Raw genomic sequence first — 21,978 nt, 5'->3', positions numbered from 1 at the left:
ACAGTTTCCTTGTCCAGCGTCTGGAGTTTCCCAATGACCCAACCCGACCTAGAAACCCTTATTGATCAGGGCAGGGGTGCCATGCCCGCCGATATGGTTCTGCGCGGCGGCAAGATTTTCGACCTGATGACCGGAGAGATGATCGAGGGCGATGTGGCCATATGTGGCGACACCATCGTCGGGATCGGTGCTGATTATGACGGGCGCGAAATTGTTGATGTGTCGGGGCTGACGTTGGTTCCCGGCTTTATCGACACGCATCTGCATATCGAAAGTTCGCTTGTCACGCCGTTTGAATTCGACCGCTGCGTTTGCCCGCGTGGGGTGACCACGGCGATTTGTGACCCGCACGAAATTGCCAATGTGGTTGGGGTGCCCGGCATCGAATACTTCCTTGAGGCGTCTGCGCGCACGGTCATGGATATTCGTGTTCAGCTTTCCTCGTGCGTGCCATCGACGGCGATGGAAACCGCAGGCGCGCAGATCGAGGCGGAAGAGCTTGCTGCGCTGAAAGACCACCCGCGCGTGATCGGGCTGGCCGAGTTCATGAACTACCCCGGTGTGATCTTCAAAGATGCCGGAGCCATCTCCAAGCTGAACGCGTTTCGCGGGCGCCACATCGATGGGCACGCGCCGCTGTTGTCGGGTAAAGACCTGAACGCCTATATCGCCGCTGGTATCCGGACAGAGCATGAGGCGACAACCGCCGACGAGGCGCTTGAGAAGCTGCGCAAGGGCATGCGCGTGCTGATCCGCGAAGGGTCAGTCTCTAAGGATATGCTGGCGCTGCAGCCGATCCTTACGGAACGCACATCGCCTTATATCGCCCTGTGTACGGATGACCGGAACCCGCTGGATATCGCGGAATATGGGCATCTGGATTACATGATCCGCACGATGATTTCGCTGGGCACGCCCGTGCTGGCCGCATATCGCGCTGCCAGCCTTTCCGCGGCCGAGGCATTCGGCCTGAAGGATCGCGGACAGATCGCGCCGGGCAAGCGCGCGGATATCGTGGCCTTGCCAAATCTGGAAGAATGTCGCGCCGCACTAGTGATCGCAGGGGGCAAGATTGTGGGTGATGCGGCCTTCGCCGCGCGCAAGCTTATCGCGCCCGTCGCGCGCGACTCTGTGAAAGCCCCCACTGTGACGGCGGCCTCTTTCCGGACGACGGCGAACCGCGAAGATACTGACGTCATCGGCATTATGCCGGGCAAGATCATCACTGAACACCTTCATGAAACCATTCCCGTGGTTGATGGTGACAAACGCCCTGATATTGCGCGCGATCTGGTCAAGATCGCGGTGGTGGAGCGGCACGGCAAAAACGGCAACATCGCCACCGGTTTCGTAAAAGGATTCGGGCTTCAACGCGGTGCGATCGCGTCGACCGTTTGCCATGACCATCACAACATCGCGGTTGTCGGGGCAAATTACGATGACATGGCATTGGCCGCGAACCGCTTGGGCCAGATCGAAGGCGGGTTTGTCGTGGTGAATGATGGCAAGGTCTTGGCCGAACTGGCGCTGCCTGTCGCCGGGTTGATGAGCCTGAACAGCTTTGAAGAAGTGGAGGGCGACCTGAAACAGCTTCGCAAGGCCGCGATCAGTTTGGGCGTGACCTTGGAAGAGCCATTCTTGCAGTTGGCATTTTTGGCGCTGCCTGTGATTCCTGCGCTGAAAATCACTGATCGCGGCTTGGTCGATGTGGTGAAGTTCGAAATCATTGCATAGGCCGGGTAAGGGGGCGCAGTTTTTTGCCCTTTTACTGGGCTGCAGTTCCTTTGTTTTGAGGGGATTTTCGCGCGTCAGAAAAACTTTCCCCCAAAAGGTCGAGATTTGCTGTCAGATGCGCTTGACGCGGCAGGTGGCCGCGCATAAAACCCCCCTCACGCCGGGCCAAGCCCGGGGTAAAGCAATGCGGTTGTAGCTCAGTTGGTTAGAGTACCGGCCTGTCACGCCGGGGGTCGCGGGTTCGAGTCCCGTCAACCGCGCCACTGCTTTTCCCCGATGGTTCGACGTATGCGCGGTTGTAGCTCAGTTGGTTAGAGTACCGGCCTGTCACGCCGGGGGTCGCGGGTTCGAGTCCCGTCAACCGCGCCACTTTCTTCTGAAATCAGATGAACGATGGCATCGCGCTGCGCATCCGACATGTGCGAGCGGCTTTGTCTATTTTCCCGACAGCTCAAACGCGCTTCTGTGGTCAGCAGGGTTGCCCCTGAACTCGCCCGGCCCAAAAAGATACGGGCGGGAATGACCCGCCCGATTTCATTTATTTGCTAAGTGCGTCCAGAATACGTGCCCAGCTTCGGATACCTTTGTGAAAGCTGCTGAGGTCGTATTTTTCATTGGGCGAATGGATCTGGTCGTCGTCTTTGCCAAACCCGATCAGCATCGCGTCGGTTCCCAGAACCTCTTTGAAATAGCCCGCAATGGGGATCGATCCGCCGCAGCCGACATAGGCGGCCGGGTTGGGCCATTCATCCGACAGCGCGATACGTGCTTTTTCAAAGGCCGTGTTTTCAATCGACATCTTGCTGGCGGCCGAGGCACCGTGATCGTGGAACGCGACCTCGCAGTCGAAAGGCACCATCGTGCGTATGTGGTTGCGGAAATTGTCGCGGATGACATGTGGATCTTGGCCGGGGACCAGTCGAAAGCTTAGCTTGGCGTGGGCCTTGCTGGGCAGCACGGTTTTGAACCCTTCGCCGGTGTAGCCGCCCCAGATGCCGTTCACTTCGCAGGTGGGGCGCGACCAGATCATTTCCAGCGGCGTGCGGTCATGTTCCCCAGCCGGGACGGAAAGCCCGACCTCGCCCAGGAAGGATGCGTGATCAAACCCCAGCGCTTGCCACTGCGCGGCGATTTCCGGCGGCAGTTCTTCGACGCCATCGTAAAAGCCGGGTACCGTGATCTGGCCGTTTTCGTCATGCAGCGAGGCGATGATCTGCGACAGGATCCGGATCGGGTTCATCGCGGGGCCGCCATACATGCCTGAATGCAGGTCTTTAGACGGGCCGGTGATTGTGATTTCTTCGCCCAGTAGCCCGCGCAACATCGTGACGATGGCGGGGGTGCTGTCGCCAAAGAGGCCGGTATCACAGATCAGCGCGATGTCTGATTTCAACTCTTCCGCGTTGTCTTTCATGAACGGGATGAGGGAAGGGGAGCCTGACTCTTCCTCGCCCTCAAAGAAGAACGAGATTTTGGCGGGCAGGGTGCCGTGTTCGGCCTTCCACGCGCGGCAGGCTTCGACAAAGGTCATCAGCTGGCCCTTGTCATCAGATGACCCGCGCCCGCGAATGACTTTGCCTTTTGCGGTGTCTTCCACTGCGGGGTCGAACGGGTCACGGTTCCACAGGTTCATCGGATCAACGGGCTGAACGTCGTAATGCCCGTAAAACATCAGATGTGGCCCGTCGCCGTCACCATGCGCGACCACCATCGGGTGGCCGGGGGTGGGGCGTTTTTCGGCGTCAAAGCCGATGGATTTCAGATCGGCCACCAACCAGTCCGCGGCGCGATCGCAATCGCCCTTATAGGCCGGGTCGGTTGAAATCGACGGGATGCGCAAAAGCTCTAGCAACCGGTCGGTGGCGCCCGGCAAATCGGCATCGATTCGGGCAAGAACGGGTTCGAGGGACATGGGCGGCCTCCGGCGTTTCAGGATTGTGAAGATGCCAAACCCTACCACTGGCATTTCCACTGTCCAGAGGGGTGGCCGCGCAGGGTTGCGCGCGTTAAATTACGCCGGACAAATTTACAGAGGTAAGCCTATGCGCGCGTTCATTCTTTCTTCGATTATTGCCCTTTCAGGTGCGGCGGCGATGGCCGAACCGCTAAGCGGAAAGGCGGCGCGAAAGCTGATGTTTCCCACGAAAGGTGGCGTGGTTAAGGTTATCGCGCATGATTTCCTATCGAAGAATGACCGCGATTTGCTGGCCCAAGTGTCCGCGCAACAGCCTTACTACGGGGCGGTCGCCCTGTCGCCCGACGAAGGTTTGATGTCCGAAGCGACGTTGGCGGCTGCAAACTATCACGATGTGGAATCCGCCAGCCGGGCCGCATTGGCCGGCTGTAATGCCGCTCGCCAAAAGGGCAGCAAAACCTGCGTAATCGCCGCAGAGATTCGGCCAAAGGGCTGGAAACCGCGTGAAATTCAACTTTCACGGGATGCGACGGCGGGGCTGCGTGATGAATATAAAGGGGGCAAAGGTGCCAAGGCATTGGCGATTTCGCCCGCTACGGGCAAGTGGGCCTATGTAAATATGGACGGGCCGGCCGCACAGGCGGCTGTTGCGGAATGCAACGAAGAGGCAAATACCGACGATTGTCGTGTTGTGGTCGCCGACTGAAAAAGGTTGATTGATATCAATGTTGAATGGCTCAAAAACGGCCAAACAGCTTTAGACACGGTTTTTGCCCGGTAATATTCGGGTGCGGGGTTTCCTATTGGAACCATATCCGCGTATGGGAGAGCACAAAAAACGGGAATTTGATGATTTGGCCCGCGACAACTTGAAGCCATATCTATAGTTTCCTGAATGTGAAGAATATGCGAAGACTGGTGAACTTCAGGCTGATGCCCCTTCCGATGGGGCGCGGCGCACCGGAAAGACCAGCCAACTGGTTGGGGAATACGAAGGAGAGAACGCGTGGACTATACCGCGGGATTGGACATCGCACTGGACCGTCTGCACGAAGAGGGGCGTTATCGCACCTTTATCGATATTGAACGGCGCAAAGGCTCTTTCCCGAATGCGGTTTGGCGCCGCCCTGATGGCTCTGAAAGCGATATCACCGTGTGGTGTGGCAACGACTATCTAGGCATGGGCCAGCACCCCGTTGTTCTTGCCGCGATGCACGAAGCGATTGACGCAACCGGCGCAGGCTCCGGTGGTACGCGCAACATTTCCGGCACCACGGTTTATCACAAAGCGCTAGAGGCTGAGCTGGCCGATCTGCACGGCAAGGAATCGTCCTTGGTGTTCACGTCCGCCTATATCGCGAATGACGCGACGCTTTCGACGCTGCCGAAATTGTTCCCCGGTCTGATCATCTATTCCGACGAACTGAACCACGCTTCGATGATCGAAGGCATTCGCCGCAACGGCGGTGCAAAGCGGATTTTCAAACATAACGACGTCGCGCATCTGCGTTCCATGCTGGAAGCAGACGACCCCGACGCGCCCAAATTGATTGCGTTTGAATCGATCTATTCGATGGATGGCGACTTTGGCCCGATCGAAGAACTCCTTGATCTTGCAGATGAATTCAACGCGCTGACCTATATCGACGAAGTGCACGCCGTTGGCATGTATGGCCCCCGCGGTGCGGGTGTGGCCGAACGTGACGGGCTGATGCACCGGATCGACATTATCAACGGCACCTTGGCGAAAGCCTATGGTGTAATGGGCGGCTATATCGCTGCGTCTTACAAGATGTGCGATGCGATCCGTTCCTATGCGCCGGGCTTTATTTTCACCACGTCCCTGCCACCAGCGGTTGCTGCGGGTGCTGCGGCTTCGGTGAAGCATTTGAAAACAGATCAGGCGCTGCGTGATCAGCATCAGCTTCAGGCACGTATCTTGAAAATGCGCCTTAAGGGGCTGGGCATGCCGATCATTGATCACGGCAGCCATATCGTTCCCGTCATCGTAGGCGACCCTGTTCACACCAAGAAACTGTCTGACATGTTGCTAGAGAGTTTCGGGATTTACGTTCAGCCGATCAACTTTCCAACCGTGCCCCGCGGGACAGAGCGTTTGCGCTTTACCCCGTCGCCCGTGCATGGCCCGAAAGAGATCGACGCGCTTGTCAAAGCGATGGATGAACTTTGGTCGCATTGTGCGCTGAATCGCGCCGAGCTATCCGCCTAAAACGTTCTGCGGGTGTAAATGGCCCTGCTCTGTGGTATAAGCCCTTAACAGGCTGGCGAAATTATAGAATCGCCAGTCCAAAGGGGACAAGAAGTGGCAGGCACGGGGCAAGGCAGATGATCGGGCGCAGACAGCCGCCGATCGCGGCTGATACAGAACAAGCTTCTAAGGGCTTTGACGCTTTTGAACTGCGTCTGGGTGATATCATGCGCGGTGAACGCGCCACCTTGGGCAAATCCCTTCTGGATGTGCAGCGCGAGCTGAAGATCAAGGCCACCTACATTTCCGCAATTGAACATGCAGACCCGACCGCGTTCGAAACCCCTGGTTTCGTCGCCGGTTACGTTCGTTCCTATGCGCGGTATCTGGGGCTGGACCCGGAATGGGCCTATGGCAAATTCTGTGAAGAGGGTAACTTTGCCACCGTTCACGGGATGGACGCGGCGGCATCTTCGCCCAAACCTGGCAAGAAGACACAACCCAAATCTGACGCAAAGCGTGACCCGCTGGCCGACCCGAATGCAACATTCGTTCCGCAAGGCGAAGCGTTGTTTTCACGGATTGAACCCGGTGCGGTTGGATCTTCGCTGGTGCTTGTCGCGCTGATCGGCGCGCTTGGCTATGGCGGCTGGACGGTTCTTCAGCAAATTCAACGTGTTCAGCTTTCGCCTGTTGATCAGGCGCCCGGCGTGATTGCCGAAGTAGACCCGTTGGCAAATGCAGGTACCTTGCTGGCCGACGGTGGCGATGCAAGCTCTGACTTTACGGTTCCAACTGCCGAAGCGCTGGACCGGCTTTATCGCCCTCAGCCGCTGGACGTGCCGGTCATGGTGGCGCGCGATGGCCCGATTTCCACGTTGCAACCGGGCGCTTTGGGCGCGCTGGCCACTGCACCGGAAACACCACGCATCGCCAGCGTTGCGGCGACACCGGCTGTGCCTGAATTTACGGGGCCGCCCGCACCGAACAGCGTTCAGGTCGTCGCCGACAATGCGCCTGAGGTTGTTTTGTTCGCCTCACGCCCTGCCTGGGTGCGTGTGACATCGGCGGACGGCACGGTTCTGCTTGAAAAGATTTTGGATGCTGGCGAACGCTATGTTCTGCCCAAAACCGAAGAGCCGCCATTGCTGCGCACAGGTTACGCGGGCGCTGTTTACTTCGCGGTGAACGGCACCGCCTATGGCCCGGCGGGCGAGGGCGCAAATGTGGTGAAGAATATCGCCCTTGCACAGGATGCGTTGATCGAAGCGTATCAGCTGGCTGATCTGACCGAAGACCCTGAACTGGCCAGCATGGTCGCCGAAGTGACGCAGATCGTGGCGGAATAAGGTCGCACCCGTTGCCCCCGGGCCGGTCCATGGCTATCTAACCCCTAAGTGAACCTAGTCTGGGAGAGAGCGCATGTCGCTCAATCATGTGCGCCCATGGCGCAACATCTATCGCCGCGAGTCGCGCAAGATTCATGTGGGCAACGTTCCGGTCGGGGGCGATGCGCCGATTTCGGTGCAAACCATGACCAACACGCTGACGACGGACGTCAAAGCGACCATTGATCAGGTTCAACGCTGTGCCGAAGCGGGCGCTGACATTGTGCGGGTTTCCACGCCCGACGAAGAATCGGCCCGCGCCTTGAAAGAGATTGTCGCCGAAAGCCCGGTGCCAATCGTTGCTGACATCCACTTCCACTATAAACGTGCGATTGAAGCCGCCGAAAGCGGTGCGGCCTGTCTGCGGATCAACCCCGGCAACATCGGCGACGAAAAGCGCGTCAAAGAGGTGATCAAAGCCGCGCGCGATCACAACTGTTCTATCCGGATTGGCGTGAATGCTGGCTCTCTTGAACGGCACCTGCTTGAAAAATATGGCGAGCCGTGTCCGGAGGCGATGGTCGAAAGCGGTCTGGATCATATCAAGATCCTGCAAGACAACGACTTCCACGAATTCAAAATCAGCGTGAAAGCGTCTGATGTGTTCCTGTCGGCCGCCGCCTATCAAGCATTGGCCGAGGCGACGGATGCGCCGATCCACCTTGGTATCACCGAGGCTGGCGGTCTGATGTCGGGCACGATCAAATCGGCCATCGGCCTTGGCAACCTGCTGTGGATGGGCATTGGCGATACGCTGCGCGTTTCCTTGTCTGCCGATCCGGTAGAAGAGGTTAAGGTCGGTTATGAAATCCTGAAAGCGCTTGGTCTGCGCCATCGCGGGGTTAACATCATTTCCTGCCCGTCCTGCGCGCGTCAGGGGTTTGACGTGATCAAAACCGTCGAAGCCTTGGAAAAGCGGCTGGAGCATATCAAAACCCCGATGAGCCTTAGCATCATCGGCTGTGTTGTGAATGGTCCGGGTGAGGCATTGATGACCGATGTCGGGTTCACCGGCGGCGGCGCCGGGTCTGGCATGGTCTATCTTGCGGGCAAGCAAAGCCACAAGCTGTCGAACGAACAGATGGTCGATCACATCGTTGAGCAGGTCGAGAAAAAGGCCGCTGAGCTTGACGCAGCGGCCTTGATCGAAGCGGCAGAGTAGGGCGGCTTAGTTCGCCCGAACGCTTTTCGCGATCTCACGCATGTTTGCCAGTGGCACGTAGCCGCGCAGCATTTGATCATCCATCACGAACGTAGGCGTGCCAGAAATGGCCAGTCGCTGCGCAAGCGCGCGGTTGGCCGCGATCACGGCGTCCACCTCGGGGCTGTTCATGGCGGGCAGGATGTCATCTGGGTTCAATCCCAGACGGCCCGCCAGTTTTTCAAGGTTCTTGATGTTCACGTTGCCCCGAAAGGTGATCAGCGCGTCATGTGCCGATTTGTAGGCATCGTCCCCGGCGACTTGCAGGGTGGCAATGGCAAAGCGTGCCGACAGGTCGGACTCTTCGCCCAGAATTGGGAATTCTTTCACAACGAAGCGGATGTTGCCGTCGGTCTTGATCAGCTCTGCAACTTCGTCATGGGCTTTGCGGCAATAACCACAGCGGTAATCGATGAACTCGACCAAGGTGATGTCGCCGTCCAGATTGCCGCCAACCCACGAATAGTCGTCGTTGAAGATTTCGGCGGCATTGGTCTGCAATAGCGCGGCATCGTTGTTGGCCTGCTCGCCTGCTTGGCGTTCTTCCAGAACGCCGATGGCTTCCATCAGCACCTCGGGGTTGTCCAGCAGATAGGCGCGGATTTCAGCGCGGAACAGCTCTCTCTCGGCGTCGCTCATCGCGCCAATATCAAGGGCTTGGGCCGGGGCGGCAAATGCTAGGGCCGCGAAGGCACCTGCAAGGATCTGGCGTTTCATGGGCTCGTCCTCCAATTCGTCGCGGCGCATGCCGCAGTGTTCTATCTCATAGCTAAGGATTGGCGGCAATCTTGGCAGCAAGCCCCGGCGTATTTTGTCGGGCAAAAGACTGCACCGAAACGCATGCAATTACCAACGCCACGTTGATCACATCCGCGGGAGGTCTGGGTGTTATCGGTTCTTTTTGGCGGTTTGCGCGGCTGCCAGCACATCCTGTGCGCGCAACCAACCGGGCGTTCCTTGTTTCAACAGACCCGTCGCACGTTTGGCATGCACCGCAGCATCCGACAACCGGCCCTGAACTGCGTAGCGTTCCGCCGTCGCGACAGAGGCCATGCCGTTGTTGCCACCGCGCGCATAAACGACGGCAAGGTCGCGCAACATCCGTGGGTCATACGGGTCACGCGAACGGGCGCGTTCAAGGGCGGCCAGCGCTTTTTTGTTACCGTCGCTGGTATTCAGCGCCAAAAGCGCGCGCCCGTATCCGGCCAAGATCAGGGGTTCGTTTGGGGCCAAGTTTACTGCGCGGCCATAAGCGTTGACGGCGGCGGCAAAGTTTCGTGATTCAAGCAAAATCTGGCCGCGAAGTTCCCGCACATAAGGATCCTTGGGGCGTTTCGCGACAAGCTTATCAATCTCTTGCAGGGCGGCTTTTGCGTCGGGTTTGCGGTGGTGGGCAATTGCACGGCGCATGATGGCCGCGTCCGAATTGTCCGATGCTTTGACCCGGCGCAAAGTGTAGGACGGGTTCTGCAAGAAGGCTCCCAGTTTGCCTTGCGCACGCGCGAACCAGTAGTCGGCGGTAGGGTTGTCTTTCGCCTTTCCGCCATAGGCCGCCGCGAAGCCGGTCATCGCGCGCAGGCGGTCACGGTTCAGCGGGTGGGTCAGAACATAAGGGTCTTGGCGACTGGCGCTTAACGCTTCTTGCCCCTTGAAGATATTCAAGACATCGACCATCGCGTGTGGGTCAATCCCGGCGCGGGCCATATAGCGCACGCCCGCCTGATCGGCGGAGCTTTCTTCGGCGCGGGTGTGGGCAAGGAACAACCGCTGGGCAGAGGATGAAGTGCCCGCAGCGACGCCTGCCGCTGCTTGCGCATTCCCGCTTGCCGCGATCGCCACAGACATAAGCAGCCCCATCGCCGCAGCCGACCGTGCGCCGCGTAGGTTTGCAAGGCGCCGGGTGATGTGGCCGTTCGCGATATGCGCCATCTCGTGCGACAGAACGGCCTGCGCTTGCGCGGCATTTTCGAATTTCAGCAATAGGCCGGAGTGGATGAACACCGTCCGTCCATCAATGACGAACGCGTTGAGCGAGCTGTCGTTGATCACCAACACCTGCAATCGCGAGGCATTCATCCCCGCAGCGGCCGCCAGCGGCGCGGCCAGTTGGCGAAGGGCATATTCGATCTCGGCATCGCGGATCAGCCCTTGCGCCCGTGCGGGCGAAGCAACCGCAATGATGAAAGAAAGCAGGACGGCGATGATGCCTGACCGTGCTGCCATTGACTGTCTGCGCGCGCGCTGGAAGAAAGCTGCCATAGGCGCAGTTTAAGGATGGTCTGATGCGGAGTTCAAGGCGGAGCGGAGTCGATCCCTTCATTGTGATGGATGTGATGGAGGCCGCGCGCAAAGCCGAGGCCGAGGGACGTCACATTATTCACATGGAAGTGGGCCAGCCCGGCACGCCCGCGCCGGCCGGCGCGCGCGCCACTTTGGCCAAGGCAATGGATGAAGATGCGCTTGGCTATACGGTGGCGCTTGGCCTTCCTGCACTTCGGGAACGCATCGCAAAGCTTTATAAAGATTGGTATAATGTCGATCTTGATCCAAGCCGGGTGATTGTCACGTCGGGCTCTTCGGGGGCGTTCCTTCTTGCCTTTACGGCGCTGTTTGACACGGGCGACAAGGTCGGGATCGGCGCGCCGGGCTATCCTTCTTACCGGCAAATCCTGCACGCGTTGGATATTCAGCCGGTGATGATTGAAACAGCGGCGGAACATCGCTTGCAGCCCGTCCCGTCGGACCTTCCGACTGATTTGGCGGGGCTTATGGTTGCATCCCCGGCGAACCCGACCGGCACGATGCTGGATCGCGATGCGATGGCGGCATTGATCGAAACCTGTCATGCAAACGGCACCGCCTTCATTTCCGACGAAATCTATCACGGGGTTGAGTATGAAAAGAAGGCCGTCAGCGCGCTGGAGATCAGCGGCGATGTTTACGTAATCAACTCATTTTCCAAATATTTTTCGATGACGGGGTGGCGCGTAGGCTGGATGGTTGTGCCAGAAGACCACGTGCGGATCATCGAACGCTTGGCGCAAAACATGTTCATCTGCGCACCGCATGTCAGTCAGGTGGCGGCGCTTGCGGCAATGGATTGCGATGACGAGTTGCAGGCGAATATGGATGTGTACCGCGAAAACCGCCGGTTGATGTTGGAAGGGTTGCCAAAGGCGGGCTTCACCAAGATCGCGCCGCCGGATGGCGCGTTTTATGTTTACGCGGATGTGTCTGACCTGACCGACGACAGCCGTACCTTTGCAGCGGAAATTCTGGCGGGGGCTGGGGTTGCGGTGACGCCGGGCTTGGACTTTGACCCGGAACGCGGGGCAGGGACGCTGCGCTTTTCCTACGCGCGTGCGACTGACGATATTCGCGAAGGGTTGGAACGGTTGGCGAAGTTCATGGCCGAGCGGGTTTGATCCAATTGAGCGGGGCTGCCGCCCCGCACTCCATTATTATTTGTGGGCGATTGCGGTGAACGCAGCATCCCGATTGCCAATGGATGGTTCCTTGGCGGGGGCATGCGCGGTATAGTCCGCGAAAAAGGGCGTTGAGGCGCATGAGCAATATCATCAAAGCAGTCCTGCTGTGTGCGGTCGTTACGATGGGCACGACCGAAGCGGCAAGGGCGCAAGACCTTTCGGCGCTTGCGCGGGTCAATGTCGCGGGATCAGAAATCACCGACAAAGGACGCGGCATTTCGGTTGTCTTGGCTCTGAGCCAGCCGGTGCCTTATCGCTTGCGCCTATTGGCGGAGCCGCCACGCTTGGTCGCTGATTTTCGCGAAGTGAACTGGGAGGGCGTGACAGCGGGCGATCTGCTGCGCGGCAAGCGCGTTCTGGGTTTGCATGCTGGGGCGTTGAGCCCCGGATGGTCGCGCATGGTGTTAGAGCTGGATGGCCCGTTTGCAGTGGACAGCGCACAGATGCAGCGCGATGTGGAAAGTGGCCGCGCGATGTTGGAGCTGCGGTTGGCCCGGGTTAGCCCAGAAGAGTTTGCATCGCATATCGTGACATCTGAGGAAGCATTGATTGGCGTGACGAAGGTCGCGCCCATGCCTGCGCCGCGTCGTCGTCAGGACGGGACACGCCCGGTACGGGTGGTGCTTGACCCTGGCCACGGCGGTATCGACCCCGGCGCCGAGCGTGGTGGCGTAAAAGAAGCAGATCTGATGCTGACCTTCGCGCGTGAGCTGAAAGAGGCGCTGTTGCGCGCGGGGTTCGATGTGGTCATGACCCGCGAAGAAGATGCCTTTGTGCCGCTGGAAACCCGTGTTTCAATCGCGCGCGCGGCGCAAGCGGATGTGTTCCTGTCGCTGCATGCGGATGTGGTTGCCGAAGGGCAGGCGACGGGCGCGGCGATTTACACGTTGTCCGACAAAGCCTCGGACCGGGCTTCGCAGAAGTTGGCAGAGCGTCACGACCGCGCGGACCTGTTGGCGGGTGTTGATCTATCAGATCATGACGATGTGATCGCTGATGTGTTGATGGACCTTGCCCGCCTAGAAACCGCGCCGCGGGCTGATGGTTTGGCGGATGCTTTGGTGGTTGGGCTTAGGCAGTCAATCGGGCGACTGCACAAACGCCCACGACACGAGGCCGGGTTTTCGGTGTTGAAGGCCCCGGACATTCCGTCGGTGTTGTTAGAGCTTGGTTTTCTGTCCTCCCCCGAGGATCTGGAAAACCTGAAAAATCCAGACTGGCGTGCAAAAGCCGCTGGCGGGGTGCGTGATGCATTGGTGGCGTGGGCAAAGTCGGACGCGGCGCAGGCGGCCCTGCTTAGGCAATAGCGGTATAGCGCGCCAACCAAACCGTATGGCCTCGGCATTCCGGGTCTTCGGGGGTGAAGGCGATGACGGAAAAACCGTTTTCCTTAAGAAGCGCGCGGTATTCTTTGGGCGAGAGGCTGGCGTGATACACAGACTCACCCTCGACCTCGCCAATGGCTTCGCCGGCGTCATGGCCGGATGTGAACATCAGCACCGCCTTGGGGGCGGCGTGTGCGGCGAACACCGGGAACATGGCACGCTGATCGTCGGCGGACAGGTGAAAGAAACTGTTCCACGCAAGGATGATGTCGAATTCACGGCCCAAGGAAAGGCCGCGCATATCGGCCTCGATCGCTTCGGCTTCTGGCAGGTTTGTTTGGAACAGGGCAAGCATTTCGCCAGCCCCATCCACGCCGGTGATCTTTGCGCGGCGGTCTGACAGATAGCTGGCAATGGGGCGCCCGGTGCCACATCCAAGGTCAAGCACGCGCCGACCAATGGCGTGGGACAGCACCCGATCAAGCCAGACGCGTTCGAACAGGCTTTTGTCGCGGCTACGGGCGAATCCGGTGGCGACGCGGCGATAGGTTGGAAGGATATCTTCTGGGCGCATAATCCGGCGCTACGCGACAAATGTCTTGCGCGCAAGCACATCGCACCTATGTGAACGGTGTGTTGGCGCTATTTGGCCTAATCGACTGCGGGTAGCTTTTGACCGTGCCCGCAGGTGGTCGTATACAGGCCGGGCTTTATCACAGGGGGCAAAGGCTTGTTCAGAGCGATCCTATCATTTTTCGGGGCGATATTCAGCTTCGTGACCGTCGGCACAGCGATTGCGGTGCTGATGATTGGCGCGATTTTCTGGATGTATGGCCGCGATTTGCCCAAACACGAAGAATTGTCGAATTACACGCCCAAAACGATCAGCCGAATCTATTCGGGTGAGGGGCGCTTGATTGATGAGTTTGCAACCGAACGGCGCCTCTATGCGCCTGCCGATGAAATTCCTGATCTGGTGAAACAGGCTTTCATCTCGGCCGAGGATAAGAACTTTTACAACCACAAAGGTTATGACGCCCGCGGGATGATTTCGGCGGCGGTTGATGCGGTGAAAAGCCGGGGCCAAAACGTTCGCGGTGCATCGACGATTACCCAGCAGGTGATGAAGAACTTCCTGCTTGGCGGGGAACGTACAGGCGAGCGTAAGATCAAGGAACTGATCTTGGCAACGCGCATCGAAAAGACGCTAAGCAAAGACCGTATTCTGGAACTGTACCTGAACGAGATTTTCCTTGGTCAGAACTCTTACGGTGTGGCTGCGGCCGCGCAGACGTATTTCAACAAGACACTGTCCCAGCTTGGCCCGGAAGAGGCGGCTTATCTGGCCGCGCTGCCCAAAGCGCCTTCTACCTATCATCCGGTTCGTGAAACCGAACGCGCCCTGGCGCGCCGGAACTTCGTTCTGCGCGAGATGAACGAGAACGGCTATGTCAGCGACGCAGCTTACGAAGTGGCGAGAAATTCGCCGCTGAAGACCGTGCAAAACGGGGATTACGCGCCATTCCGCCAAAGCCTGCCGCCACGCGACTATTTCACCGATGAAATCCGGCGCCAGCTTAGCGAGGATTTCGGCGAAGGTGAATTCTTTGGCGGTGGTCTGACCATCCGCGCAACCGTTGAGCCAGAGATGCAGGTTCACGCCGCTGCCGCCTTGCGTCAGGGGTTGGAAAAATATGACCGCAGTCAGGGTATCTGGCGCGGGACGCGAAAGACAATTCCGGCCGACAAGCTGGCGGATGAGGCAAGCTGGCGCGCAGCGTTGGCCGAAGTCGAAGTCGCCCGTGATGTCGAACGCTGGCACCCTGCCGTTGTGTTGGAAATCGCCAAAACCTCTGCCCGCATCGGGATCGAGGGCGTTGCAGAAGACAGTGATGGCCACTGGATCGTCGCCAAAGATGTCGCTTGGGCGCGTAAGCTGAACGAAGACGGTAGCCTTGGGCGCAAAGCCCAAGCTGCCAGCGATCTGCTGAGCGTTGGCGATGTGGTGCATGTGCGCCAAATGACCAAAGACAGCGACGGATCGTTCATTCGCTGGACATTGCGCCAAGTGCCCGAAGTGCAGGGCGGCTTCGTCGCGATGGACGTAAACACCGGCCGCGTCGTGGCGATGCAGGGCGGGTTTTCTTATCAAGACTCGGTCTTTAACCGCGCCACACAGGCAACCCGTCAGCCGGGCTCGTCGTTCAAACCGTTCGTATATGCGGCGGCGCTGGACAGTGGCTTTACGCCCGCGACCATCGTCATTGATGCCCCGATTGAGGTTGCAACCGCCCAAGGTATTTGGCGGCCCAAGAACGCATCGAACAAGTTTTACGGCCCAACCCCACTGCGCACCGGGATTGAACGGTCGCGGAACCTTATGACCGTGCGGTTGGCCGAAGAAATCGGGATGGACCTTGTCGCTGGATATGCCGAACGCTTTGGCGTTTACGACCGGATGGATCCGTTCCTGTCCAACGCGCTTGGCAGTCAGGAAACCACGCTGTTCAAAATGGTCGCATCTTACGCGATGTTCGCCAACGGTGGTGAACGCGTTGAACCGACATTGGTTGACCGGGTGCAGGACCGTTGGGGCGAAACCGTTTATCGCCATGACCCACGCCATTGCGAAGACTGTCAGCTTACATCGCTTGATCCCGGCTTTGGCCCGCGCATCACGTCAGACCGTGAGCGGGTGATCAACGCGATCACCGCCTATCAGCTGACCTCGATGATGCAGGGCGTGGTGGAACGCGGGACAGCGTCGAAAACGGTTAACCTGTCGGTGCCAACTGCTGGTAAGACCGGTACGACGAACGATGCGAAAGACGTGTGGTTCATCGGCTTTACGTCCAACATCGTGGCTGGCTGTTATATCGGTTATGACCGTCCGCGCTCTCTTGGCAAAGGTGCCTCGGGTGGTGGGATGTGTGGTCCGGTGTTCACACAGTTCATGAAAGAGGCCACCAAGAAATACGGTGGCGGTAAGTTCAAAGTGCCGCCCGGCGGCCACTTCATTAAGATCGACCGCTTCACCGGCGCGCGCCTGCCTGACGATGCCACCGGCGACAATGTCGTTGCGGAATATTTCCGTGATGGCGAAGAGCCCGTCTTTGGCTTGGCCGCGCTTATCGATGGCGGGTTCGCGATGGGAGCCAACCTGCCGCTTTTCGCACCCGGAGAGGCAGAGGGTGCTACGCAAGTCACCACCTCAACCGGTAAAAAGGCGAAGGTGGGGCCAAAGGCCAGCTTTGGGTCCCTATCGTCGGGCGGGCTTTACTAAGCTTGCCCGCGTCGCCCCAAGCGGCTATCACCCGCATCTGACCACTTCCAATCAAAGGTTCAATCCGCCATGCGTGCCGACACGCAAAATACCGTTGAAGAAATCCGCAAATCCCTTGCACTGCTTGCGCAGCGTCTTGACTGGGAAACAGCCGAACACCGGCTGGAAGAGTTCAACGCGCGGGTTGAAGACCCTGATCTTTGGAATGACGCCGCCAATGCGCAAAAGCTGATGCGCGAGCGTCAGGCGCTGGTGGATTCCATCGACGTTTACAAAGGCATCGAACAAGAGCTTTCGGATAACATCGAACTGATTGAACTGGGCGAGATGGAAGACGACGCAGAAGTCGTCTCTGAGGCCGAGACTGCGCTGAAGGCGCTTGCCGAAAAAGCCGCCAAGAAAGAGATTGAAGCCCTGCTGAACGGCGAGGCTGACGCGAACGATACCTTCCTCGAGATCAACTCGGGGGCGGGGGGCACAGAAAGCTGTGACTGGGCGTCCATGCTGGCGCGGATGTATGTTCGCTGGGCCGAGAAGAAGGGCTATAAGGTCGAACTTCAGTCCGAAAGCGCGGGCGAAGAGGCGGGCATCAAATCCGCGTCTTACAAGATTTCCGGCCACAACGCCTATGGCTGGCTGAAATCGGAAAGCGGCGTTCACCGTCTAGTTCGGATTTCGCCTTACGATTCTGCGGCGCGTCGCCATACCTCTTTCAGCTCTGTCTGGGTCTATCCGGTTGTCGATGACAACATCGAAATTGAGGTGAACCCGGCCGACATCCGCGTCGATACTTACCGTTCATCCGGGGCGGGTGGTCAGCACGTGAACACCACGGACTCTGCCGTTCGGATTACCCACGCGCCGACCGGCATCGTGGTGACAAGTTCGGAAAAGTCGCAGCACCAAAACCGCGATATCGCGATGAAAGCTCTGAAATCTCGATTGTACCAGATGGAGCTGGAAAAGCGCACCGCGTCGATCCAGGAAGCGCACGAAGCCAAGGGCGACGCAGGGTGGGGGAACCAGATCCGGTCCTATGTCTTGCAGCCCTATCAGATGGTCAAAGACCTGCGGACCAACGTTGAAACGTCTGACACGCAGGGCGTTCTGGATGGTGACCTTGATCAATTCATGGCTGCGACACTGGCCATGGATGTTGCGGGCAAAAGCCGGGGCGAAGCTCAGGCCGAAGCTTAACCTGCCACGTCAAATTTGCGCTTGATCATGTTCAGGGCGGCGTAAACTTTCCAATATGTCGATAAGACGTATTGGGGAGGACACCATGAGCGAAACCACGGCACCGCCACCATCGCCTGTACCAGATATTCAAACCGTGACTTGGGCGATGCTGGCTGCATCGCTTAGGCAAGGCTGGCGCGACTTTTTAGCGGCGCCACTGTTTGGCCTGTTCTTCGGTGGGTTCTATGTGCTGTGCGGGATCGGCTTGTTCTGGCTAACCCAATCCACGGGGCAATATTACTGGCTGGCGATTGCTGTCTTTGGCTTTCCGCTTTTGGGGCCGTTCGCGGCCGTTGGCTTGTACGAGGTCAGCCACCGATTGGATAATGGAACGCCACTGAACTGGGGGCAGATCCTTGGAGTGATCTGGCATCAGAAAAACCGCCAATTGCCCTCCATCTGCGCGATCATCATTTTGATTTTTCTTTTTTGGTCCTTCATCGGGCACATGATTTTCGCCCTGTTTCTGGGGCTTTCGACGATGACCAACATCTCTTCCTCGTACGAGGTTTTCATGACACCTGATGGCCTGATGATGCTGGGCGTGGGAACCGTTGTTGGGGCAGGGCTGGCGGGGTTGATCTTTTCGATCACGGTGATGGGGCTGCCACTGTTGCTGGATCGTGAAATTGATTTTGTGACCGCAATGATCATCAGTGTGAAAACTGTCGCATCGAACGCCCGCACGATGTTGGTATGGGGCGGGGCGGTGGCGGTTATGCTGTTCGCGGGAATGATGCCGTTCTTCTTGGGCCTGCTTGTCGTCTTGCCCGTCCTTGGCCATGCGACATGGCATCTTTATCGCCAAGCCCTTCGCTGAAATGAAAAAGGGCACCGCGATGCAGTGCCCTTTCAAAATACGATGGTCGCGTGGCCTATGCAGGAGGCTCTGTCGACGCTTTTGGCGCAGGCATGTGGCCTGTTGCCGGACGTGCAGGGCCGCCAGTGCTGAGCGGATCGTCCTGACGCTGAACGGAGCCTTCGAAATGGGCGCCGCTTTCGATTGCGATCGTCTTGTGGATGATGTCACCCTCGACACGTGCGGTCGATGTCAGGCGGACCTTCAGGCCGCGCACACGGCCAACGACGCGGCCGTTTACGACGACGTCATCGGCGACCACCTCTCCTTTGATCGTGGCGCCTTCGCCGACGGTCAGAAGGTGGGCGCGAATGTCGCCTTCGACGGTGCCTTCAACTTGAATGTCACCAGTCGTGCGCAGATTGCCAGTCACGGTCAGGTCGGAAGAGAGGACCGACGCAGGTGGCTTTGGCTTTGGCGCAGTCGCTGGTTTATCACCCGATGACGCCGGAGCTTTCTTTGCTTCGGGCATGGTTGGTTTCTCCGCTTCGCCAGCTTTGGGGCCGGGTTCGTTGATCCTACTTTTAGAAAACATCTTTCGCTGCCTTGATATATACCATCGGGTTGACGGGTTTACCCTGTACGCGCACTTCGTAGTGAAGGTGCGTGCCGGTTGAACGGCCAGAGTTCCCCATATCACCAATTCGGTCCCCGCGCGAGACCCTTTGCCCAACCTTCACGCGAATTTTCGACATGTGGGCATAGCGGGTTTCGATTCCAAACTCGTGTTTGATCTTAACAAGGCGGCCATATCCGGACTGCCAACCGGCGTGCACGATCACACCGTCAGCTGTCGAATAGATCGGAGTGCCGTGGGACGCCGCGAAATCGGTGCCGTTGTGCATCCGGCCCCAACGTGGGCCAAAGCCACTGGTGAAGCGGAAGGTCGATTTTACCGGCAACGCGAAAGGCGTCTTTTCTACCGCGATGCGGTAGAGGTTCAGTTCGTCCAGACCTTGCAAAATGCTGTTCGCACGCAGGCTGTCGGGGTCAATCAGCTCTCCCTTAGAGGAAAGCGCGATCGGGGTCAGGGGGCCGCCCTGACCAGAATACCCACGGCGCACTTGTTTGATCAGGTTCTGAGGGTTCAACCCGGCGGCGGTGAACATCTTGTCCAGCGGTTCAACCGAAACGGTCAGCGCCTCTTCCAACTGACCAAAGATACGGTCGTTGCGATCCTGAGACAGCTTGCGTTCGAAATCCAAGGCGTCAGCCATGTCGAACGCTGCTGCGGCGTCGGCGGCAACAAGGTCGCGTTCGGTGGCTGTCAGGTTAAGTGCTGCCGCCATGAATGCCAGCGTGTCTTGCATATCTTCGACACGGCCAGCTTCGGTTTTCGACGAACCGGTGCTGTCAGCAAGTGCAACCGAAAGCTCTTGGGCTTTTCCAAGGGCTTCGTCACGTTCGGCCATGGTGCGGCGAAGCGTCGATTGGATCACTTCGATCCCGGTTTCCAACTCTTTGCGGTTGTCTTCGGATTCAAGAAGCGCCGATTGCATCTTGGAAACTTCGGAAAGCGCCAAGTTAAACCGATTTTGCGCGTTCTGGGCTTCTTCGATGCGCAGATCGCGTTCTTTGGCGACGTCGTTTAGCCGCTCTTCATAGATCGCTTGTTCACGTTTGGCCTGATCGCGCAGGTTGCCCGCGCCGATCGTGTCCATGATTAAGATCGCGCTTGCCACGATGGACCAGCCGACAATCGCGGTGCTGCCGGCAATTGCCAGAAGCTGCGTGCCGGGACTTAACCTGATGAAACGTGTTTCGGTGTCAGACCGAAGAAAAAGCCGTTGTTCCGGCAATAGACGCTCCAGCGCCGTGCTCATTCTCTTTGATATTGATGACTTCAAACCGCTTGCCCTGTTGCCTCATCCCCAGCCGATCAGTGACGCGGCTTTCCCCAAAGACCAGCGTCCATCGATGAATAAGACACCAATTGGCCACAGCGCAAGATTTTTAAGCGATTCTATCGCTTTGCCGCCTGTTTCAAAGGTTGAAACTGGCAAGATCTTGCCTATAAGCCCGCGGCCCTTGGGTTATGATTCTGTCAAAGGCCAATAAAAATCAGGCGGAATACCTGCTTCGGCGCGCTTTTCTTCATTGAACGGAGGCTTCAGCGTGCTGTGGAAATATTTCCGCACGAGGGCATGAAAGACCTCTTTGGGGTCTTGTTCGTGACGTCCGCACAAGAAGTGGAACCATTTGGAGCCATAGGCGACATGCCCGACCTCTTCGCCGTAGATAACGTTCAGTGCCTCGACAGATTGGTTGTCTTTGGCCTTTTTGAAGATTTCGATCATCCCCGGCGTCACATCCAGCCCGCGGGCTTCTAGCACCATGGGCACGACGGCCAATCGGCCCATATGATCCGTTGCGGTGTCTTCCGCTGCGCGCCACATGCCCGCGTGCGCGGCCATCGCGCCGTAGTGGCTTCCCATACGTTCAAGGCAATCGCAGATCAGGTTGAAGTGTTTTGACTCCTCGTCGGCGGCTTTCACCCAATCGTCGAAGTACCCAAGCGGCATCGCCACATCGCTAAAGCGTGCGATCAGATCCCAGTGCAGATCAACCGCGTTCAGTTCGATATGCGCCACCGCATGCAAGATCGCCATGCGCCCTTCGGGGGTTCCGGGTTTGCGGCGGGGAACATCACGCGGTGACAATAGTTCGGGCTTTTCCGGACGCGCAGGTTGCAGCGGAGGGGAGGCCGTGCCGATTTCAATCGGCGTGCCAGCCTTGCGCGCGGCGAACCAGGTTGCGGCGTGTTTGTGCGATAGGGCGGTCTTTTCGCGGCCATCGGCGGTGGTCAGAACCTCCACCGCCATTTGTGCCAGTGTCAGTGTGCTCACAGGGCTTTCACCGCTTCCAGAACTTCGTCCGCATGACCGGGGACTTTTACCTTGCGCCAGATTTGGGCAATGTTGCCGTCCGCGTCGATCAAAAAGGTTGCCCGTTCGATGCCCATGTATTTCTTGCCATACATGTTTTTTTCGACCCACACGCCATAAGTTTCACAAACATCAGCCTCGGCATCCGACAAAAGGCCGACGGCCAGTTCGTGCTTGGCGCGGAATTTCGCGTGTTTCGCAACCGGATCTTTTGAAATACCGAAAACCTTGGCACCCGCTTCTTCGAACGCACCAAGCTGTTCGGTAAAGGCGATCGCTTCTTTCGTGCAGCCGGGCGTGTCATCTTTGGGATAGAAGTACAGGACAACTGGCGCTGGTTTCTGGGCGGAAAGGGTGACATCGTCACCGCCATCTTGGGGCAGCGTAAAGTCCGGGGCGGGTTGGCCTTGTTCGGTCATCTGTTCAAATCCTCGCAAGTTTGCAAAACGCCT

The 21,978-nt window shown here is 58.2% G+C and carries 18 protein-coding genes and 2 tRNA genes; 12 read left to right on the top strand and 8 right to left on the bottom strand.

The features are described from left to right. Positions 1-33 precede the first annotated feature (33 nt). From ade to COL8621_RS10230, 3 genes are all read left to right on the top strand, one after another. Entirely contained in the window at positions 34-1,734 is a 1,701-nt protein-coding gene (gene ade, locus COL8621_RS10240; protein ID WP_093968511.1) for an adenine deaminase, read from the top strand. A gap of 186 nt (positions 1,735-1,920) precedes the next feature. After that, positions 1,921-1,997, top strand: a tRNA-Asp gene (locus COL8621_RS10235). Between the two features lie 29 nt (positions 1,998-2,026). Continuing rightward, positions 2,027-2,103, top strand: a tRNA-Asp gene (locus COL8621_RS10230). Positions 2,104-2,272: 169 nt separating this feature from the next. Here the strand turns inward: COL8621_RS10230 and COL8621_RS10225 are convergent. Further along, positions 2,273-3,646, bottom strand: a complete 1,374-nt coding sequence (locus tag COL8621_RS10225) for a M20/M25/M40 family metallo-hydrolase (protein ID WP_093967280.1) — start codon at positions 3,644-3,646, stop codon at positions 2,273-2,275. Between the two features lie 130 nt (positions 3,647-3,776). Between COL8621_RS10225 and COL8621_RS10220 the strand changes: the two genes are divergently transcribed. The 4 genes from COL8621_RS10220 (at position 3,777) to ispG (ending at position 8,408) form a co-directional block, all read left to right on the top strand. Continuing rightward, positions 3,777-4,355 carry a hypothetical protein gene (locus tag COL8621_RS10220; RefSeq protein WP_093967279.1) on the top strand — a complete coding sequence of 193 codons (579 nt, stop codon included), beginning with the start codon at positions 3,777-3,779 and terminating at the stop codon, positions 4,353-4,355. A 300-nt stretch (positions 4,356-4,655) separates the two neighbouring features. After that, positions 4,656-5,879 (top strand): 5-aminolevulinate synthase, encoded by a 1,224-nt coding sequence (gene hemA, locus COL8621_RS10215; RefSeq protein WP_093967278.1) that lies wholly within the window; start codon positions 4,656-4,658, stop codon positions 5,877-5,879. 116 nt (positions 5,880-5,995) lie between these two features. Next, positions 5,996-7,207: a helix-turn-helix domain-containing protein gene (locus tag COL8621_RS10210; RefSeq protein ID WP_093967277.1), complete on the top strand. Its 1,212-nt coding sequence runs from the start codon at positions 5,996-5,998 to the stop codon at positions 7,205-7,207. A 73-nt stretch (positions 7,208-7,280) separates the two neighbouring features. Next, positions 7,281-8,408: a flavodoxin-dependent (E)-4-hydroxy-3-methylbut-2-enyl-diphosphate synthase gene (gene ispG / locus COL8621_RS10205; protein WP_093967276.1), complete on the top strand. Its 1,128-nt coding sequence runs from the start codon at positions 7,281-7,283 to the stop codon at positions 8,406-8,408. Between the two features lie 6 nt (positions 8,409-8,414). Here the strand turns inward: ispG and COL8621_RS10200 are convergent, their stop codons facing one another. Together COL8621_RS10200 and COL8621_RS10195 are read right to left on the bottom strand one after the other, a co-directional pair. Next, entirely contained in the window at positions 8,415-9,164 is a 750-nt protein-coding gene (locus COL8621_RS10200) for a DsbA family protein (RefSeq protein ID WP_093968510.1), read from the bottom strand. A 171-nt stretch (positions 9,165-9,335) separates the two neighbouring features. Further along, positions 9,336-10,670, bottom strand: coding sequence for a M48 family metalloprotease (locus tag COL8621_RS10195; RefSeq protein WP_093967275.1), 1,335 nt, complete (start codon positions 10,668-10,670; stop codon positions 9,336-9,338). 59 nt (positions 10,671-10,729) lie between these two features. Between COL8621_RS10195 and COL8621_RS10190 the strand changes: the two genes are divergently transcribed. Both COL8621_RS10190 and COL8621_RS10185 read left to right on the top strand, forming a co-directional pair. Further along, entirely contained in the window at positions 10,730-11,872 is a 1,143-nt protein-coding gene (locus COL8621_RS10190; protein ID WP_093967274.1) for a pyridoxal phosphate-dependent aminotransferase, read from the top strand. 140 nt (positions 11,873-12,012) lie between these two features. Beyond that, complete coding sequence (locus tag COL8621_RS10185) at positions 12,013-13,242, top strand: N-acetylmuramoyl-L-alanine amidase (protein WP_176438475.1); 1,230 nt, start codon at positions 12,013-12,015, stop codon at positions 13,240-13,242. Here the strand turns inward: COL8621_RS10185 and COL8621_RS10180 are convergent. Next, the gene (locus tag COL8621_RS10180; RefSeq protein WP_093967272.1) at positions 13,232-13,834 is read right to left on the bottom strand and encodes a class I SAM-dependent methyltransferase; all 603 of its coding nucleotides are present in this window, start codon (positions 13,832-13,834) and stop codon (positions 13,232-13,234) included. The genes COL8621_RS10185 and COL8621_RS10180 overlap by 11 nt on opposite strands. A 156-nt stretch (positions 13,835-13,990) precedes the next feature. Here COL8621_RS10180 and COL8621_RS10175 point away from each other — a divergent pair, with 156 nt between their 5' ends. The 3 genes from COL8621_RS10175 (at position 13,991) to COL8621_RS10165 (ending at position 18,602) form a co-directional block, all read left to right on the top strand. Continuing rightward, positions 13,991-16,543, top strand: coding sequence for a penicillin-binding protein 1A (locus COL8621_RS10175; protein WP_093968509.1), 2,553 nt, complete (start codon positions 13,991-13,993; stop codon positions 16,541-16,543). 69 nt (positions 16,544-16,612) lie between these two features. Beyond that, the gene (gene prfB, locus COL8621_RS10170; protein WP_093967271.1) at positions 16,613-17,740 is read left to right on the top strand and encodes a peptide chain release factor 2; all 1,128 of its coding nucleotides are present in this window, start codon (positions 16,613-16,615) and stop codon (positions 17,738-17,740) included. An 85-nt stretch (positions 17,741-17,825) separates the two neighbouring features. After that, the gene (locus tag COL8621_RS10165) at positions 17,826-18,602 is read left to right on the top strand and encodes a DUF2189 domain-containing protein (protein WP_093967270.1); all 777 of its coding nucleotides are present in this window, start codon (positions 17,826-17,828) and stop codon (positions 18,600-18,602) included. A gap of 55 nt (positions 18,603-18,657) precedes the next feature. Here COL8621_RS10165 and COL8621_RS10160 read toward each other — a convergent pair whose 3' ends face one another. The 4 genes from COL8621_RS10160 to bcp all read right to left on the bottom strand — a co-directional run bounded on the left by COL8621_RS10160 (position 18,658) and on the right by bcp (position 21,945). Then, positions 18,658-19,176, bottom strand: coding sequence for a bactofilin family protein (locus tag COL8621_RS10160; protein ID WP_093967269.1), 519 nt, complete (start codon positions 19,174-19,176; stop codon positions 18,658-18,660). Next, the gene (locus COL8621_RS10155; RefSeq protein ID WP_093967268.1) at positions 19,166-20,464 is read right to left on the bottom strand and encodes a M23 family metallopeptidase; all 1,299 of its coding nucleotides are present in this window, start codon (positions 20,462-20,464) and stop codon (positions 19,166-19,168) included. Before COL8621_RS10155 ends, COL8621_RS10160 begins: the two co-directional genes overlap by 11 nt. A 210-nt stretch (positions 20,465-20,674) precedes the next feature. Next, positions 20,675-21,463 (bottom strand): ferritin-like domain-containing protein, encoded by a 789-nt coding sequence (locus COL8621_RS10150; protein WP_093967267.1) that lies wholly within the window; start codon positions 21,461-21,463, stop codon positions 20,675-20,677. A 20-nt stretch (positions 21,464-21,483) separates the two neighbouring features. Next, the gene (bcp, locus tag COL8621_RS10145; protein WP_093967266.1) at positions 21,484-21,945 is read right to left on the bottom strand and encodes a thioredoxin-dependent thiol peroxidase; all 462 of its coding nucleotides are present in this window, start codon (positions 21,943-21,945) and stop codon (positions 21,484-21,486) included. Positions 21,946-21,978 lie beyond the last annotated feature (33 nt).

This window comes from Actibacterium lipolyticum (genome assembly GCF_900184935.1).
Lineage (GTDB): Bacteria > Pseudomonadota > Alphaproteobacteria > Rhodobacterales > Rhodobacteraceae > Actibacterium_A > Actibacterium_A lipolyticum.
This window is presented reverse-complemented; position numbering and strand designations above follow the sequence as displayed.

What these genes read in the sequence shown, in the direction of transcription:
- bcp (WP_093967266.1), bottom strand. Translation starts at nt 21,945, where the DNA reads ATGACCGAACAAGGCCAACCCGCCCCGGACTTTACGCTGCCCCAAGAT.
- COL8621_RS10200 (WP_093968510.1), bottom strand. Translation starts at nt 9,164, where the DNA reads ATGAAACGCCAGATCCTTGCAGGTGCCTTCGCGGCCCTAGCATTTGCC.
- COL8621_RS10210 (WP_093967277.1), top strand. Translation starts at nt 5,996, where the DNA reads ATGATCGGGCGCAGACAGCCGCCGATCGCGGCTGATACAGAACAAGCT.
- COL8621_RS10220 (WP_093967279.1), top strand. Translation starts at nt 3,777, where the DNA reads ATGCGCGCGTTCATTCTTTCTTCGATTATTGCCCTTTCAGGTGCGGCG.
- ade (WP_093968511.1), top strand. Translation starts at nt 34, where the DNA reads ATGACCCAACCCGACCTAGAAACCCTTATTGATCAGGGCAGGGGTGCC.
- COL8621_RS10150 (WP_093967267.1), bottom strand. Translation starts at nt 21,463, where the DNA reads ATGGCGGTGGAGGTTCTGACCACCGCCGATGGCCGCGAAAAGACCGCC.
- COL8621_RS10180 (WP_093967272.1), bottom strand. Translation starts at nt 13,834, where the DNA reads ATGCGCCCAGAAGATATCCTTCCAACCTATCGCCGCGTCGCCACCGGA.
- COL8621_RS10165 (WP_093967270.1), top strand. Translation starts at nt 17,826, where the DNA reads ATGAGCGAAACCACGGCACCGCCACCATCGCCTGTACCAGATATTCAA.
- COL8621_RS10160 (WP_093967269.1), bottom strand. Translation starts at nt 19,176, where the DNA reads ATGTTTTCTAAAAGTAGGATCAACGAACCCGGCCCCAAAGCTGGCGAA.
- COL8621_RS10195 (WP_093967275.1), bottom strand. Translation starts at nt 10,670, where the DNA reads ATGGCAGCACGGTCAGGCATCATCGCCGTCCTGCTTTCTTTCATCATT.
- COL8621_RS10185 (WP_176438475.1), top strand. Translation starts at nt 12,013, where the DNA reads ATGAGCAATATCATCAAAGCAGTCCTGCTGTGTGCGGTCGTTACGATG.
- COL8621_RS10155 (WP_093967268.1), bottom strand. Translation starts at nt 20,464, where the DNA reads ATGAGCACGGCGCTGGAGCGTCTATTGCCGGAACAACGGCTTTTTCTT.
- COL8621_RS10190 (WP_093967274.1), top strand. Translation starts at nt 10,730, where the DNA reads ATGCGGAGTTCAAGGCGGAGCGGAGTCGATCCCTTCATTGTGATGGAT.
- COL8621_RS10225 (WP_093967280.1), bottom strand. Translation starts at nt 3,646, where the DNA reads ATGTCCCTCGAACCCGTTCTTGCCCGAATCGATGCCGATTTGCCGGGC.
- prfB (WP_093967271.1), top strand. Translation starts at nt 16,613, where the DNA reads ATGCGTGCCGACACGCAAAATACCGTTGAAGAAATCCGCAAATCCCTT.
- ispG (WP_093967276.1), top strand. Translation starts at nt 7,281, where the DNA reads ATGTCGCTCAATCATGTGCGCCCATGGCGCAACATCTATCGCCGCGAG.